A 19,127-nucleotide genomic window follows, 5' to 3' on the forward strand; every position below is an offset into this window, starting at 1 on the left:
AAATAATGGCAAAATTAACAAAAAATCAAAAAGAAGCGCTTTCTAAGATTGATAAGAATAAAATTTATTCACTATCTGAAGGATCAGCTTTAGTAAAAGAAATCACAAAGGCAAAATTTGATGCGTCTGTTGAAATCGCTGTTCGTTTAGGAGTTGATCCTAGAAAAGCGAATCAAATGGTACGTGGTGTTGTTACTTTACCTCACGGTACTGGTAAGGATGTAAAAGTTCTTGCTTTAGTAACTCCAGATAAAGAAGCGGAAGCTAAAGAAGCTGGTGCTGACTTTGTAGGTTTAGATGAGTATCTAGATAAAATCAAAGGCGGTTGGACAGATGTTGATGTTATCATCACTATGCCAAGCGTTATGGGTAAATTAGGTCCTTTAGGTAGAGTATTAGGTCCTAGAGGTTTAATGCCTAACCCTAAAACAGGAACGGTAACTATGGATGTAGCTAAGGCTGTAGCTGAAGTTAAAGCTGGTAAAATTGACTTTAAAGTTGATAAAACTGGTATCGTTCATGCTGCAATTGGAAAAGTTTCATTTTCTGCGGATAAAATCCACGAGAATGCAAAAGAACTTATTGATACTTTAAATAAGTTGAAACCAACTGCCTCTAAGGGTGTTTATATTAAGAGTATTTTCATGTCTAGTACTATGAGTCCTAGTTTGCAATTAGATACTAAATCAGTTTAATTCGTATTAAGATGACAAGAGAAGAAAAATTAAACGTAATAGAAGATTTAACTGCACAATTAGGTAATGCAAGTACAGTATACTTAGCAGATATATCTGGTTTAGACGCAGTAACAACTTCAGATTTAAGAAGAGCTTGTTTTAAAGCAAATATTAAATTAGCTGTTGTTAAAAATACATTGCTTGAGAAAGCAATGAACGCTTCTGATAAAGACTTCGGAGATCTTACCGATGTTCTTAAAGGTAGTACTTCTTTAATGTTTGCGGAAACGGGTAACGGTCCTGCAAAGTTGATAAAAGCTTTTAGAGCTAAAACTAAAGATAAGCCATTATTAAAAGGTGCTTTTGTAGAAGAAGCAGTTTATATTGGTGATGATCAATTAGAAGCTTTAGTTAATATCAAATCTAAAGAAGAAGTTATTGGTGATATTATATCATTACTTCAGTCTCCGGCTAAGAATGTTATTTCTGGTCTTAAGTCTGGTGGTGGTAAAATTGCTGGTATCCTTAAAACTTTATCAGAGAAATAACACGTACGCACTAAAAACAATTATATTTTAAAAATTTATTAAACGATAGAAAAATGGCAGATTTAAAAGATTTCGCAGAACAATTAGTTAACTTAACAGTAAAAGAAGTTAATGAATTAGCTAATATATTAAAAGATGAGTACGGTATCGAGCCTGCTGCTGCTGCTGTTGCAGTTGCTGCTGGAGGTGGTGGAGATGCTGCTGCTGCTGAAGAAAAAACTGAATTTGATGTTATCTTAAAAGCAGCTGGTGCTTCTAAGTTAGCAGTTGTTAAATTGGTTAAAGAATTAACTGGTTTAGGTTTAAAAGAAGCTAAAGATATCGTTGATAGCGCACCGAAAGCTATTAAAGAAGGTATCTCTAAAGATGAAGCTGAAGGAATTCAAAAGTCATTAGAAGAAGCTGGAGCAGAAGTTGAGCTTAAATAGTAGAAGCAACCATAATATTTTTGGTTTAGGTCTATTCACTTTCGTGTCTAGACCTAAACCTATTTATGTATGTAGCCTTGAGCTACATGCAATTATAGAGTAAGTATTCATAATCAAAATTTTGTCCATTGATGATTACAAATCAGACTGAAAGAATAAATTTCGCATCCGCTAAGAACATTCCGAGCTATCCGGATTTCTTGGACATTCAGGTTAAGTCGTTTCAAGATTTTTTTCAACTAGAAACTAAATCTGACGAAAGGGGAGATGAAGGACTATATAATACATTTCAAGAGAATTTTCCTATTACAGATACTAGAAATCAGTTCGTATTAGAGTTTCTTGATTATTTTATTGATCCTCCTCGTTATTCTATACAAGAATGTATAGAGCGTGGTCTTACCCATAGCGTTCCGCTAAAAGCAAGATTAAAATTATATTGTACTGATCCGGAACATGAGGATTTCGAAACTATTGTTCAGGATGTATATTTAGGGACTATCCCTTACATGACACCAAGTGGTACCTTCGTTATAAATGGTGCTGAGCGTGTTGTTGTATCTCAATTACATAGATCGCCAGGTGTATTCTTTGGACAATCATTCCACGCAAATGGAACAAAACTATATTCTGCAAGAGTTATACCTTTTAAAGGTTCTTGGATAGAATTTGCAACTGATATCAATGGCGTTATGTACGCTTACATTGATAGAAAGAAAAAATTACCTGTTACTACACTATTTAGAGCTATTGGTTTTGAAAGTGATAAGGATATCTTAGAGATTTTTGACCTTTCTGAGGAAGTAAAAGTTTCTGTAGCAGGACTTAAAAAAGTGCTAGGTCGTAAATTAGCGGCTAGAGTATTAAATACTTGGCATGAAGATTTCGTAGATGAAGATACTGGCGAAGTAGTGTCTATTGAAAGAAATGAAATTGTATTAGATCGTGATACTATCTTAGAAAAAGAACATATTGAGCAAATTGTAGATGCTGATGTTAAAACTGTTCTTTTACACAAAGAAAGTGCCGCACAATCTGATTATGGTATTATACATAACACATTACAAAAAGATCCTACGAATTCTGAAAAAGAGGCAGTAGAACACATATACCGTCAATTACGTAATGCTGAGCCGCCAGATGAGGAAACAGCAAGAGGTATTATTGATAAATTATTCTTTTCTGATCAACGTTACAATTTAGGTGAAGTTGGTCGTTACAGAATGAACAAAAAATTAGGTTTAGATATTGGAATGGACAAGCAAGTCTTGACTAAAGAAGATATCATAACTATTATTAAGTATTTAATTGAGTTGATTAACTCTAAAGCTGAAATTGATGATATTGATCACTTATCTAACCGTCGTGTTAGAACTGTAGGAGAACAATTATCACAACAATTTGGTGTTGGTTTAGCGCGTATGGCTAGAACAATTCGTGAGCGTATGAATGTACGTGATAACGAAGTGTTTACTCCTATCGATTTAATTAACGCTAAGACCTTGTCTTCAGTAATTAATTCTTTCTTTGGTACCAACCAGTTGTCTCAATTTATGGATCAAACGAATCCATTAGCTGAGATTACGCACAAGAGAAGATTATCTGCTCTTGGACCAGGTGGTTTATCAAGAGAAAGAGCAGGTTTCGAAGTACGTGATGTTCATTATACACACTATGGTAGACTTTGTCCTATTGAAACACCAGAAGGACCAAACATTGGTTTGATTTCTTCTTTATCTGTATTCTCTAAAGTTAACTCTATGGGCTTCTTGGAGACGCCATATAGAAAAGTTGAGAATGGTAAAGTTGATATTGAAAACTTTGGGTACTTAAGTGCAGAGGAAGAAGAAGGAATGAAGATTGCTCAGGCAAACATTCCAATGGATGCTGAAGGTAATATTACAGCAGAAAAAGTTATTGCAAGAGAAGAAGGTGATTTCCCAGTGGTAGATCCTTCAGAAATTCAATATACAGATGTTGCTCCTAATCAAATTGCCTCTATTTCTGCATCCCTTATTCCTTTCTTGGAACATGATGATGCGAACAGAGCATTGATGGGATCAAACATGATGCGTCAAGCAGTTCCTTTATTAAAACCTCAAGCGCCAATTGTTGGTACCGGATTAGAGCGTCAAGTAGCTTCTGATTCTAGAGTATTAATAAATGCTGAGGGAGACGGACTTATTCAATACGTAGATTCTCAAATCATTACTATTAAGTATGATAGGACTGAAGAAGAGCGTTTAGTAAGTTTTGAAGATGATTCTAAGACATATGAGCTTGTTAAGTTTAGAAAAACAAACCAAGGTACTAGTATTAACTTAAAACCTATCGTAAGAAAAGGTGATAAAGTTAAAAAAGGTCAAGTACTTTGTGAGGGGTATGCAACTGAAAATGGTGAGTTAGCTTTAGGTAGAAACCTAAAGGTAGCCTTTATGCCTTGGAAAGGGTATAACTTTGAGGATGCTATTGTAATTTCTGAAAAAGTAGTTCGTGAAGATATCTTTACATCTATTCACGTAGATGAGTATTCTTTAGAAGTTAGAGATACTAAATTAGGTGCAGAAGAATTAACTAATGACATACCTAACGTTTCTGAAGAGGCTACTAAAGACTTAGATGAAAATGGTATGATTAGAATTGGTGCTGAAGTAAAACCTGGCGATATTCTAATTGGTAAAATTACTCCAAAAGGGGAATCTGATCCTACTCCAGAAGAAAAATTACTTCGGGCTATTTTTGGTGATAAAGCTGGTGATGTAAAAGATGCATCTTTAAAAGCTTCTCCATCATTAAGAGGTGTTGTAATTGATAAGAAATTATTCTCTCGTTCTATAAAAGATAAGAGAAAACGTTCTGAAGACAAAGAAGCTATTTCTAAATTAGAATTAGAATACGAAGTTAAATTCCAACAATTAAAAGATATTTTAGTTGAGAAATTATTTAACCTAGTAAATGGTAAAACTTCTCAAGGGGTATTAAATGACCTTGGTGAAGAAGTACTTCCAAAAGGAAAGAAATATACCATGAAAATGCTTAATGCTGTTGATGATTTTGCTCACTTAGTGGGTGGAAGTTGGACGACAGATAAAGATAATAATAACCTAGTTACGGATTTATTACATAACTATAAGATTAAACTTAATGACCTTCAAGGTAACCTAAGAAGAGATAAGTTTACGATTTCTGTAGGTGATGAATTACCAGCAGGTATTATGAAATTAGCTAAAGTTTATGTTGCTAAAAAACGTAAATTAAAAGTTGGTGATAAAATGGCGGGTCGTCACGGAAACAAGGGTATTGTTTCTAGAATTGTACGTCATGAAGATATGCCTTTCTTAGCGGATGGTACACCAGTAGATATCGTGTTGAACCCATTAGGGGTACCTTCTCGTATGAACATTGGTCAGATTTATGAAACTGTTCTTGGATGGGCAGGTCTTAAGTTAGGGAAGAAATATGCAACACCAATTTTTGATGGAGCTAGCCTTGATCAAATCAATGAATATACAGATGAAGCTGGTATTCCAAGATTTGGACATACGTACCTTTATGATGGTGGTACTGGTCAACGTTTTGATCAACCAGCTACGGTAGGTGTTATTTACATGCTGAAATTAGGTCACATGGTAGATGATAAGATGCATGCACGTTCTATAGGACCATACTCATTAATTACACAACAACCATTAGGTGGTAAAGCACAATTTGGTGGTCAGCGTTTTGGAGAGATGGAAGTATGGGCACTTGAAGCATATGGTGCATCTGCAACTTTACGAGAAATATTAACAGTGAAATCTGATGATGTTGTTGGTAGAGCTAAGACGTATGAAGCTATCGTAAAAGGAGAGACAATGCCAGAACCTGGTTTACCAGAATCTTTCAACGTATTAATGCATGAACTTAAGGGATTAGGTTTAGATATTAGACTGGAAGAGTAGTAAGAATAGGTTTTTGAGAGACACTATTTAGTAAAACAATTTTAATTTATCATCACCATATTGTTATGGCTAGACAAAGAGATAATAACACAATAAAAAGGTTCGATAAAATTTCAATAGGATTGGCATCACCAGAATCTATTCTGGCAGAGTCAAGAGGAGAAGTTTTAAAGCCTGAAACAATAAACTATAGAACGCACAAACCTGAGCGTGACGGTCTTTTTTGTGAGCGTATATTTGGCCCAGTTAAAGATTATGAATGTGCTTGTGGTAAGTATAAGAGAATTCGTTACCGTGGTATCGTTTGTGATCGTTGTGGGGTAGAAGTTACCGAAAAGAAAGTACGTAGAGATCGTGTAGGTCACATTAACTTAGTGGTTCCTGTGGCTCATATTTGGTACTTCCGTTCTTTACCAAATAAAATTGGATACTTATTAGGATTGCCTTCTAAGAAATTAGACATGATCATCTATTATGAGCGTTATGTTGTAATTCAAGCAGGTATTGCAAAAGGTCCTGAAGGGGAAGAAATCAATAAAATGGATTTCTTAACCGAAGAAGAGTATTTAAATATATTGGAATCAGTTCCAGTAGAAAATCAATATTTAGAAGATTCTGACCCTAACAAGTTTATCGCTAAGATGGGTGCTGAGTGTTTAATAGATATTTTAGCACGTATCGATTTAGATGTGCTTTCTTATGAGTTAAGACATAAAGCAAATACAGAAACCTCTAAACAACGTAAAACGGAGGCTTTAAAAAGACTTCAGGTTGTTGAGTCTTTAAGAGAGTCTCAAGAGAATAGAGAGAACAGACCGGAGTGGATGATTATGAAAGTAATCCCAGTTATTCCACCAGAATTACGTCCTCTTGTTCCTTTAGATGGTGGTCGTTTTGCAACGTCAGATTTAAATGACCTTTACAGAAGAGTTATTATCCGTAACAATCGTTTAAAAAGATTGGTAGAGATTAAAGCTCCAGAAGTTATTCTTAGAAATGAGAAGCGTATGCTTCAAGAATCTGTAGATTCTTTATTCGATAACACAAGAAAAGCTTCTGCCGTTAAAACAGAATCTAACAGACCTTTAAAGTCGCTTTCAGATTCATTAAAAGGTAAGCAAGGTCGTTTCCGTCAAAACTTATTGGGTAAGCGTGTAGATTATTCAGCGCGTTCAGTAATTGTTGTAGGACCAGAATTAAGACTTTTTGAATGTGGTCTTCCAAAAGATATGGCTGCAGAACTTTACAAACCTTTTGTAATCCGTAAGTTGATTGAAAGAGGTATTGTGAAAACAGTTAAGTCTGCTAAGAAAATTATAGATAAAAAAGAGCCTGTAGTTTGGGACATCTTGGAAAATGTATTGAAAGGTCACCCAGTATTATTAAACAGGGCTCCTACATTACACCGTTTAGGTATCCAAGCGTTTCAACCTAAATTAATTGAAGGTAAAGCTATCCGTTTACACCCATTAGTATGTACTGCATTTAATGCGGATTTTGATGGGGATCAAATGGCAGTTCACTTACCATTAGGTCCAGAAGCAATTTTGGAATGTCAATTATTAATGTTGGCTTCGCATAACATATTAAACCCTGCAAATGGTTCTCCAATTACGGTACCATCTCAGGATATGGTCTTGGGTCTGTATTATATGACCAAAGAGCGTAAATCTACTCCGGAAGTACCTGTTAAAGGTGAAGGATTAACTTTCTATTCTGCGGAAGAGGTAGTTATTGCTCATAACGAAGGAATGGTAGACTTAAATGCAGGTGTTAAAGTTAGAGCAAAACACTTTAACGAAGCAGGAGAGTTAGTATATCAAATTATCCCAACTACCGTAGGTAGAGTGCTATTTAATAGAATGGTGCCAGAAAAAGCGGGATATATCAATGATGTATTAAATAAAAAATCTTTAAGAGATATTATTGGTGGTATTTTAGAGGCTACAGATGTACCTACTACTGCAGATTTCTTGGATAAGATTAAAACAATGGGGTATGAGTTCGCTTTCAAAGGTGGTCTTTCATTCAGTTTAGGAGATATTATTATCCCACCTGAAAAGCATGAAATGATTGCTGATGCTAACGGACAAGTTGATGGTATTATGGCCAACTATAACATGGGTCTTATTACTAACAACGAACGTTATAACCAAGTTATTGATGTTTGGACATCAACAAATGCTCAGTTAACTGAGTTGGCTATGAAACGTATTCGTGAAGATCAACAAGGTTTCAACTCGGTGTATATGATGCTTGATTCTGGTGCGAGGGGTTCTAAAGAACAAATCCGTCAGTTAACTGGTATGCGTGGATTGATGGCGAAACCTAAGAAATCTACAGCAGGTGGTGGTGAAATTATTGAAAACCCGATTCTTTCTAACTTTAAGGAAGGTCTTTCAATTCTTGAATACTTTATCTCTACTCACGGTGCGCGTAAAGGACTTGCGGATACGGCATTAAAAACTGCAGATGCAGGGTACTTAACACGTCGTTTGGTTGATGTTTCACAAGATGTAATTATCAACACAGAAGACTGTGGTACATTAAGAGGTATTGAAGTAGAAGCTTTAAAGAAAAACGAAGAGATTGTAGAATCTTTAGGAGAGCGTATTTTAGGTAGAGTTTCTTTACATGATGTATACAATCCTTTAACGGAAGAGTTAATTCTTAGAGCTGGTCAAGAAATATTAGAAGTTGATGTAAGATTGGTTGAAGCGTCTCCAGTTGATAAAATTGAAGTACGTTCAGCATTAACATGTGAGGCATCAAAAGGTATTTGTGGTAAATGTTACGGAAGAAACCTTTCTACCAATAAAATGGTACAAAGAGGTGAGGCTGTAGGTGTAGTTGCTGCACAATCTATTGGTGAGCCAGGTACACAGTTAACATTACGTACCTTCCACGTGGGTGGTATTGCGGGTAACATTTCTGAAGATAATAAGCTTTCTGCTAAATTTGGTGGTATTGCTGAAATTGAAGATTTAAGAACTGTAACGGCTAAAGATGGTGAAGGTAAAGATGCAGAGATCGTAATATCAAGAACTTCTGAAATTAAAGTAGTAGATGCTAAAACAGGTATTACTTTAAGTACAAATAACATTCCTTATGGTTCCCAATTGTTTATCAAAAACGGCGCTAAGGTTGCTAAAGACGATGTAATTTGTCAATGGGATCCATATAACGGTGTTATTGTTACAGAATTCCCTGGTAAGATTGCTTACGAGAATATTGACCAAGGGGTAACGTACCAAGTAGAAATTGATGAGCAAACTGGTTTCCAAGAGAAAGTAATTTCTGAATCTAGAAACAAGAAATTAATACCAACATTACTTATTAAAAACAATAAGGATGAAGTGTTACGTTCATACAACCTACCGGTTGGTTCACACATTATGGTAGATAACGGCGAAGATGTTACGGAAGGTAAGATCTTAGTTAAAATACCACGTAAATCTGCAAAATCTGGGGATATTACGGGTGGTCTTCCAAGAGTTACTGAGTTGTTTGAAGCTCGTAACCCTTCTAATCCAGCTGTTGTTTCGGAAATTGATGGTGTTGTTTCTTTTGGTAAAATTAAAAGAGGTAACCGTGAGATTATTATAGAGTCTAAATTAGGTGAGGTTAAAAAGTACTTAGTAAAACTTTCTAATCAGATATTAGTACAAGAGAACGATTATGTTCGTGCTGGTATGCCGCTTTCTGATGGTTCTATAACTCCAGAAGATATATTAAAAATTAAAGGCCCATCTGCTGTGCAGCAGTACTTAGTAAACGAGGTGCAAGAAGTATATCGTTTACAAGGGGTGAAGATTAATGATAAGCATTTTGAGGTAGTTGTACGTCAAATGATGCGTAAAGTTAGAATTCAGGATCCAGGAGATACTATCTTCTTAGAAAACCAATTAGCTCATAAAGATGATTTCATTACAGAAAATGATGGAATGTTTGGTAAAAAAGTGGTAGTTGAGACAGGAGATTCTGAAAACTTAAAAGCGGGTCAAATTATTACAGCACGCCAATTAAGAGATGAAAACTCTGTATTGAGAAGAAATGATAAAGCTTTAGTTGAAGCTAGAGATGCAATTGCTGCAACAGCAACGCCAATACTTCAAGGTATTACTCGTGCTTCACTTCAGACGAAATCATTTATATCAGCAGCTTCTTTCCAAGAGACGACTAAAGTATTAAATGAAGCAGCAGTAGCTGGTAAGGTTGATGATTTAGAAGGATTGAAAGAGAATGTTATTGTAGGTCATAAGATTCCTGCAGGAACAGGTATGAGAGATTATGATAGTATTATCGTAGGATCTAAAGAAGAGTATGATGAGATAATGGCTCGTAAAGAAGAATTTAAATTCTAAAAGTAATAGTCTATTTATGAGTGATCAAAACCAAAAGCAAATTAATATAGAGTTAGATGAAAAAACAGCTGAAGGAATTTATTCCAATTTAGCAATCATTAACCACTCTGTCTCAGAATTTGTAGTTGATTTTATTAGTATGATGCCGGGAGCACCTAAAGCAAAAGTGAAGAGTAGAATTGTTCTTACTCCTCAGCATGCTAAAAAGTTCCTTAAAGCATTGAATGATAATGTTAAAAGGTTTGAAAGCGCTCATGGAACTATTAAAGATTACGAGCAGCCTTCAATTCCAATTAATTTTGGACCAACTGGAGAAGCATAAAAACAAAAAATCCCGTGATGTAAATCACGGGATTTTTTTATTTAATAGTTTTTTTATTCAAATTCAGAAGTAAATTTCAGAACCACACTTGGGTATTTTTGTTGTGTCATCTGCAATGAGAATTGAGAATCGGCAAGAAATACTAATTGTCCTCTTTTATCTTTTGCTAGAAATTTCTGCTTTACACGCTTAAATTCTTTGAATTCATCATTCTTAGGATCCTTAGGTGCTAACCAACAAGCCTTATATACGGGGAAGTTCTCATAGGTACATTTGGCACCGTATTCATGTTCTAGACGGTATTGGATAACTTCATATTGAAGAGCTCCAACAGTACCAATTATTTTACGCCCATTTAATTCAAGCGTAAATAACTGTGCAACACCTTCGTCCATTAATTGATCTATTCCTTTAAATAATTGTTTTGATTTTAAAGGATCAGCATTGTTGATATATCTAAAATGTTCCGGTGAGAAACTCGGGATTCCTTTGTAGTGTAACTCTTCTCCTTCGGTAAGTGTATCGCCAATCTTAAAGTTTCCGGTATCATGAAGACCTACAATATCACCTGGGTAGGAGATATCTACAATCTCTTTTTTTTCAGCAAAGAATGCATTGGGACTAGAAAATTTTAATTTCTTGTTATGGCGTACATGAAGGTAAGGGGTGTTTCGTTCAAACGTACCTGAGACAATTTTAATAAAAGCCAATCGGTCTCTGTGCTTAGGGTCCATGTTGGCGTGAATTTTAAAGACAAAACCAGTAAATCCTTTTTCATTGGCTTTTACTAAGCGTTCTTCTGCCATTTTCGGTCTTGGAGTAGGAGCAATGTCTACAAAGCAATCTAAAAGCTCTCTAACGCCAAAATTATTCAAAGCAGATCCGAAAAACACAGGTTGTAAATTCCCTTCTAGATAAGCCTCGCGGTCAAATTCAGGATAAACACCATGAACTAATTCTAAATTCTCTCTTAAATCTGTTGCTGCTTTTGTTCCAATAGTATTCTCTAACTCTGGATTATCTATATTGTCAAAAGCAATAACATCTTCAATATTTTTCTTACTATCACCGCTAAATAAATTGATGTTCTTTTCGTATATATTATAGATTCCTTTGAAATCATATCCCATACCAATAGGGAAGCTTAGAGGAGTAACCTTTAAACCTAATTTTTGCTCTACTTCATCCAATAAATCAAACGCATCTTTACCCTCTCGGTCCATTTTGTTAATGAACACAATCATGGGAATGTTACGCATTCTACATACTTCTACAAGTTTTTCTGTTTGCTCCTCCACACCTTTTGCAACATCGATAACAACAATAACGCTATCTACAGCGGTTAGGGTTCTAAATGTGTCTTCTGCAAAATCTTTGTGCCCAGGAGTATCCAGAATATTTATTTTTTTGTCCTTATATATAAAGGCTAAAACAGAAGTAGCAACAGATATACCACGTTGTCTTTCAATTTCCATGAAATCACTCGTAGCTCCTTTCTTTATTTTATTGTTTTTTACAGCGCCAGCTTCTTGAATGGCTCCACCAAATAAAAGTAATTTCTCTGTTAATGTGGTTTTTCCTGCATCTGGATGCGAAATGATACCAAATGTTCTTCTTCTTTGAATTTCCTTTTCAAAACTCATATTCAATGTTTTTGCAAAAATAGGATAAAATTCATTGACGGTTCTTTTTATAAATAATTAAAAAACTTTTGCTTTTTTTTAAGATTATTTATTTTTGTAAAATACTGATTATCAGTATTTAAAATTGTTAAAATCATCGATAAACGGTATAATTCCTACAATTGTAAGAAATTACCCGACGTCTATATTTATCGTTAATCCGTATCTAAATCAGTTCAATTTATTTAGGTTTATGCATTACATCGAGTATATTTGCCTTTTAAAGATTTAAAGGACTTAGCGGAAGTTGTGGTTTATCAATTATATTTATAAGCTATATCTTGCGTCATAATTCTAAAGACCAGAAGACCCCATCTTCTTACTAAAATTTGCTAACCTAAATGCCATGGTGATTAGTTCAACTATAAACTAACTCATATGGATATTTTTACTTTAACGAATATTTTTAGGACAGTACAGAAATTTTCCTATAAATTTTTTCTTATACTTTTAGCGTTTACTGCTTTAACTTCATTTAGTGGTTATAGTAGAGGCTTAGATTTCGCAGTTTATTTTGTGGATTCTGATGGAGATAAGATTCCTGATTCAAAAGACATTGATGATGATAATGATGGTATCCTTGATACGGTAGAGGGTTATAGCCCTTACGGCTCTAGAGATACTGATGGTGACGGTGTCCCAGATTATTTAGATGTTGATTCTGATAACGACGGAATTTTAGATAACGTAGAAGCACAAACTACTACTGGTTTTATTCCTGCAATAGGAGTAGATAAAGACATGAACGGTTTAGATGATGCTTATGAGCATTGTCCTAAACAAGGTTTAACTCCAATTGATACAGATGGTGACGGTGTACCAGATTATTTAGATATTGATTCTGATAATGATGGCATCTTAGATAATGTAGAAGCGCAGAATTCTTCAAATTATATCAAACCATGTCTTTTAGATGCAAATGGGAATGGTTTAGATGATCATTATGAAAATTATTCAGGTTCAGGTTTAACTCCAGTAGATACAGACGGCGATAAAGTTCCAGACTATAGAGATATAGATTCTGATAACGATGGTATTCTTGACAATGTAGAAGCTCAAACACCATCAAGTTATACGCCAGTATGTGGTATTGATAGTGATGGCAACGGATTGGATGATCATTATGAAAATACTCCTGGGTCAGGAGAAGGCTTAACACCAAAAAACACAGATACAGATACAAATCCTGATTTTAGAGATATCGATGCTGATAATGACGGTATTCCAGATAACGTAGAAGCGCAAACAACGGATGGTTATATAGCACCAAGCGGAAACGATTCTGATATGGACGGATTGGATGATGCTTACGAAGGTTCTGGCAATCAAGGTTTAACTCCAGTAAATACAGACGGTGAGGATACTCCAGATTATACGGATTTGGATTCTGATAACGATTCAGTTCCAGATAATAACGAAGGAAACGATTTTAACTTTGACGGTATTCCAGATCAAACCTACACAGGTGTAGATACAGACGGTGATGGTTTAGATGATGGTTATGAAGGATCAGATGTAAATGACGGTTTTGATGTAAACGATGAGATCAATGATCCTGCGAACGACTTACCAGATACAGACGGTACAGAAGATGTTAACTATAGAGATTTAGATGACGACGGTGATGGTATCAATACGCCAGATGAAGATGCAGATGGTGATGGTGACCCAACCAATGATGATACCGATGGTGATGGTACTCCTGATTATTTAGATCCTACAGATGGAATAGATACTGATGGTGATGGTGTTCCAGATGCTACAGATTTAGATGATGATAACGATGGTATTTTAGATGTTGTAGAAGATCCAAATACGGATGGTGATAATGATCCATTAACTAACCCAACCGATACAGACGGCGATGGTATTCCAAATCATTTAGATATTGATGCTGATAATGACGGTATTCCAGATAACGTAGAAGCGCAAACAACGGATGGTTATATAGCACCAAGCGGAAACGATTCTGATATGGATGGATTGGATGATGCCTACGAAGGTTCTGGCAATCAAGGTTTAACTCCAGTAAATACAGACGGAACAGATACTCCAGATTATACGGATTTGGATTCTGATAACGATTCAGTTCCAGATAATAACGAAGGAAACGATTTTAACTTTGACGGTATTCCAGATCAAACCTACACAGGTGTAGATACAGATGGTGATGGTTTAGATGATGGTTATGAAGGATCAGATGTAAATGACGGTTTTGATGTAAACGATGAGATCAATGATCCTGCGAACGACTTACCGGATACAGACGGTACAGAAGATGTTAACTATAGAGATTTAGATGACGATGGTGATGGTATCAATACTCCAGATGAAGATGCAAATGGTGATGGTGACCCAACCAATGATGATACAGATGGTGATGGTACTCCTGATTATTTAGATCCTACAGATGGAATAGATACTGATGGTGATGGTGTTCCAGATGCAACAGATTTAGATGATGATAACGATGGTATTTTAGATGTTGTAGAAGATCCAAATACGGATGGTGATAATGATCCATTAACTAACCCAACCGATACAGACGGCGATGGTATTCCAAATCATTTAGATATTGATGCTGATAATGACGGTATTCCAGATAACGTAGAAGCGCAAACAACGGATGGTTATATAGCACCAAGCGGAAACGATTCTGATATGGACGGATTGGATGATGCTTACGAAGGTTCTGGTAACCAAGGTTTAACTCCAGTAAATACAGACGGAACAGATACTCCAGATTATACGGATTTGGATTCTGATAACGATTCAGTTCCAGATAATAACGAAGGAAACGATTTTAACTTTGACGGTATTCCAGATCAAACCTACACAGGTGTAGATACAGATGGTGATGGTTTAGATGATGGTTATGAAGGATCAGATGTAAATGACGGTTTTGATGTAAACGATGAGATCAATGATCCTGCGAACGACTTACCAGATACAGACGGTACAGAAGATGTTAACTATAGAGATTTAGATGACGACGGTGATGGTATCAATACTCCAGATGAAGATGCAGATGGTGATGGTGACCCAACCAATGATGATACCGATGGTGATGGTACTCCAGATTATTTAGATCCTACAGATGGAATAGATACTGATGGTGATGGTGTTCCAGATGCTACAGATGTAGATGATGATAACGATGGTATTTTAGATATTGTAGAAGATCCAAATACGGATGGTGATAATGATCCACTAACTAACCCAACAGATACAGATGGCGATGGTATTCCAAATCATTTAGATATTGATGCTGATAATGACGGTATTCCAGATAACGTAGAAGCGCAAACAACGGATGGTTATATAGCACCAAGCGGAAACGATTCTGATATGGATGGATTGGATGATGCTTACGAAGGTTCTGGCAATCAAGGTTTAACTCCAGTTAATACAGACGGTGAGGATACTCCTGATTATATCGATTTGGATTCTGATAACGATTCAGTTCCAGATAATAACGAAGGAAACGATTTTAACTTTGACGGTATTCCAGATCAAACCTACACAGGGGTTGATACAGACGGTGATGGTTTAGATGATGGTTATGAAGGATCAGATGTAAATGACGGTTTTGATGTAAACGATGAGATCAATGATCCTGCGAACGACTTACCAGATACAGACGGTACAGAGGATGTTAACTATAGAGATTTAGATGACGACGGTGATGGTATCAATACTCCAGATGAAGATGCAGATGGTGATGGTGACCCAACCAATGATGATACCGATAGTGATGGTACTCCAGATTATTTAGATCCTACAGATGATAATGGTACAGATACCGACGGTGATGGTGTTCCAGATTCAACAGATGTAGATGATGATAACGATGGTATCTTAGATACTGTAGAAGATGCGAATGTAGATGGTGATAATGACCCATTAACAGATCCAACCGATACAGACGGCGATGGTATTCCAAATCATTTAGATATTGATGCTGATAATGACGGTATTCCAGATAACGTAGAAGCGCAAACAACAGAAGGGTACATTGCACCTAATGAAGATGACGAAGCTACGTATACTGCCAATAACGGATTGAATAGTGCTTATCCTGATGGATTAACACCAAACAATCATGATGGTGAGGATACTCCTGATTATATCGATTTGGATTCTGATAACGATTCAGTTCCAGATAACAACGAAGGAAACGATTTTAACTTTGACGGTATTCCAGATCAAGAATACACAGGGGTTGATACTGACGGTGATGGTTTAGATGATGGTTATGAAGGATCAGATGTAAACGACGGTTTTGATGTAAACGATGAGATCAATGATCCTGCGAACGACTTACCAGATACAGACGGTACAGAAGATGTTAACTATAGAGATTTAGATGACGATGGTGACGGAATCAACACGCCAGATGAAGATGCAAATGGTGATGGTGACCCAACCAATGATGATACCGATGGTGATGGTACTCCAGATTATTTAGATCCTACAGATGATAATGGTACAGATACCGACGGTGATGGTGTTCCAGATTCAACAGATGTAGATGATGATAACGATGGTATCTTAGATACTGTAGAAGATGCGAATGTAGATGGTGATAATGACCCATTAACAGATCCAACCGATACAGATGGCGATGGTATTCCAAATCATTTAGATATTGATGCTGATAATGACGGTATTCCAGATAACGTAGAAGCGCAAACAACAGAAGGGTACATTGCACCTAATGAAGATGACGAAGCTACGTATACTGCCAATAACGGATTGAATAGTGCTTATCCTGATGGATTAACACCAAACAATCATGATGGTGAGGATACTCCTGATTATATCGATTTGGATTCTGATAACGATTCAGTTCCAGATAACAACGAAGGAAACGATTTTAACTTTGATGGTATTCCAGATCAAGAATACACAGGGGTTGATACTGATGGTGATGGTTTAGATGATGGTTATGAAGGATCAGATGTAAATGACGGTTTTGATGTAAACGATGAGATCAATGATCCTGCGAACGACTTACCAGATACCGATGGTACAGAAGATGTTAACTATAGAGATTTAGATGACGATGGTGACGGAATCAACACGCCAGATGAAGATGCAAATGGTGATGGTGACCCAACCAATGATGATACCGATGGTGATGGTACTCCAGATTATTTAGATCCTACAGATGATAATGGTACAGATACCGACGGTGATGGTGTTCCAGATGCAACAGATGTAGATGATGATAACGATGGTATCTTAGATACTGTAGAAGATGCGAATGTAGATGGTGATAATGACCCATTAACAGATCCAACCGATACAGATGGCGATGGTATTCCAAATCATTTAGATATTGATGCTGATAATGACGGTATTCCAGATAACGTAGAAGCGCAAACAACAGAAGGGTACATTGCACCTAATGAAGATGACGAAGCTACGTATGTTGTAAATGATGGATTGAATAGTGCTTATCCTGATGGATTAACACCAAACAATCATGATGGTGAGGATACTCCTGATTATATTGATTTAGATTCTGATAACGATTCAGTTCCAGATAATAATGAAGGAAACGATTTTAACTTTGATGGTATTCCAGATCAAGAATACACAGGGGTTGATACAGACGGTGATGGTTTAGATGATGGCTATGAAGGATCAGATGTAAATGACGGTTTTGATGTAAACGATGAGATCAATGATCCTGCGAACGACTTACCAGATACAGACGGTACAGAAGATGTTAACTATAGAGATTTAGATGACGACGGTGACGGAATCAACACGCCAGATGAAGATGCAAATGGTGATGGTGACCCAACCAATGATGATACCGATGGTGATGGTACTCCAGATTATTTAGATCCAATTGATGACATTGAAGAAGATGCTAAAATTGAAGTGAACCAAATGGTAACTCCTAATGGTGATGGCAAGAATGATTTCTTATTCATTAGAAATGTGGACACCGCATTTAATAATTCGCTTAAAATATTCAATCGTTGGGGAATAGCCGTGTACGAAGGGGAAGGGTATAATAACCAGAACAACGTATTTGACGGACGCTCAAATGGTAGATCAACTATTTCTAAAGAAGAATATTTACCATCAGGAGTATATTTCTATATATTCACCTATGAAGATATTAACAATAAAGGAGTAACCGATAGTGGTTATATCTATGTAAGTAAATAATAGTATTGAGAACACTATATATTATGAATAAATTAATTTTTTTAGTACCGATAGTATTAGCATCCCTATTCTTTAATAGCGCAAATGCGCAGCAAGATGCTCAATATACCCAGTATATGTTCAATACCATGAGTGTAAACCCTGCGTACGCAGGATCTCGTGGCCAATTGAGTGTTACGGCTTTATATAGATCACAATGGGTAGGTTTAGATGGTTCGCCAACCTCTCAAACACTAAATTTACATTCCCCTATTAGAAATAGTAGATTAGGGTATGGTGTATCTATAGTGAATGATGAGATTGGTAATGGTACCGTTCAAGAAACCTATTTTGATGGAGTTATATCGTACACTATTGATGTGTCACAAACTGCAAAATTATCATTTGGTTTAAAGGCCGGGGGTAACCTATTGAATTTAGACTTCAATAAGCTTAGAAATTTTGATAGTGAAGCTGTTTCAGGAGATAACATAGAAAACAAGTTTTCTCCAAATTTTGGAATAGGAGCCTATTATCATACCGATAAATTTTATTTAGGCTTATCGGCTCCAAATTTATTGGAAACAGATCACTTTGATAATTCAGCAAGAGAATCAAACTCTATTACTTTTTTAGCGCAAGAACGTATTAATTTTTACGCTATAACTGGTTATGTTTTTGATTTATCGAGTGAATTTAAATTTAAGCCTGCGCTTTTAACAAAAGTAGTTGGTGGTGCACCATTGCAAGTAGATTTATCGGCGAACTTTATGTACAACGAAAAATTTACATTCGGTGCGGCATATAGATGGGATGCAGCTGTAAGTGCTATGGCAGGTTTTCAAATATCTGATCAATTCATGATTGGATTGGCTTATGATAAAGAAACAACAGAGTTAGGTTCTACAAGATTTAATGATGGTTCTTTTGAAATCTTCTTGAGATATGAGCTAATGAAATCATTCCAAAAATTAGTATCACCACGTTTCTTCTAAATTAC

General features: G+C 36.0%; 9 protein-coding genes. 8 read left to right on the top strand and 1 reads right to left on the bottom strand.

Going from position 1 to position 19,127, the window contains the following annotated elements:
* Positions 1-5: 5 nt before the first annotated feature.
* The 6 genes from rplA (at position 6) to M666_RS09225 (ending at position 10,280) form a co-directional block, all read left to right on the top strand.
* A complete protein-coding gene (rplA, locus tag M666_RS09200) occupies positions 6-695 on the top strand; it encodes a 50S ribosomal protein L1 (RefSeq protein ID WP_024481559.1) in 690 nt (229 codons plus the stop codon).
* A gap of 11 nt (positions 696-706) precedes the next feature.
* Positions 707-1,225 (top strand): 50S ribosomal protein L10, encoded by a 519-nt coding sequence (gene rplJ, locus M666_RS09205; protein ID WP_024481558.1) that lies wholly within the window; start codon positions 707-709, stop codon positions 1,223-1,225.
* A gap of 53 nt (positions 1,226-1,278) precedes the next feature.
* Positions 1,279-1,653 carry a 50S ribosomal protein L7/L12 gene (gene rplL, locus M666_RS09210; protein WP_024481557.1) on the top strand — a complete coding sequence of 125 codons (375 nt, stop codon included), beginning with the start codon at positions 1,279-1,281 and terminating at the stop codon, positions 1,651-1,653.
* 131 nt (positions 1,654-1,784) lie between these two features.
* Entirely contained in the window at positions 1,785-5,594 is a 3,810-nt protein-coding gene (rpoB, locus tag M666_RS09215) for a DNA-directed RNA polymerase subunit beta (protein WP_024481556.1), read from the top strand.
* Between the two features lie 65 nt (positions 5,595-5,659).
* Complete coding sequence (rpoC, locus tag M666_RS09220; protein WP_029446956.1) at positions 5,660-9,958, top strand: DNA-directed RNA polymerase subunit beta'; 4,299 nt, start codon at positions 5,660-5,662, stop codon at positions 9,956-9,958.
* Positions 9,959-9,974: 16 nt separating this feature from the next.
* Complete coding sequence (locus tag M666_RS09225; protein ID WP_024481554.1) at positions 9,975-10,280, top strand: DUF3467 domain-containing protein; 306 nt, start codon at positions 9,975-9,977, stop codon at positions 10,278-10,280.
* A 53-nt stretch (positions 10,281-10,333) separates the two neighbouring features.
* On the opposite strand, the gene M666_RS09230 is transcribed toward M666_RS09225, so the two are convergent.
* A complete protein-coding gene (locus M666_RS09230; RefSeq protein WP_024481553.1) occupies positions 10,334-11,923 on the bottom strand; it encodes a peptide chain release factor 3 in 1,590 nt (529 codons plus the stop codon).
* Between the two features lie 417 nt (positions 11,924-12,340).
* Between M666_RS09230 and M666_RS20620 the strand changes: the two genes are divergently transcribed.
* On the top strand, positions 12,341-18,148 hold the full coding sequence (locus M666_RS20620) for a T9SS type B sorting domain-containing protein (RefSeq protein WP_052206651.1): 5,808 nt from the start codon (positions 12,341-12,343) through the stop codon (positions 18,146-18,148).
* Between the two features lie 23 nt (positions 18,149-18,171).
* Positions 18,172-19,122 carry a PorP/SprF family type IX secretion system membrane protein gene (locus M666_RS09240; protein ID WP_029446952.1) on the top strand — a complete coding sequence of 317 codons (951 nt, stop codon included), beginning with the start codon at positions 18,172-18,174 and terminating at the stop codon, positions 19,120-19,122.
* The last annotated feature ends 5 nt before the right edge of the window (positions 19,123-19,127 follow it).

This window comes from Cellulophaga baltica 18 (genome assembly GCF_000468615.2).
Classification (GTDB): Bacteria; Bacteroidota; Bacteroidia; order Flavobacteriales; family Flavobacteriaceae; genus Cellulophaga; species Cellulophaga baltica.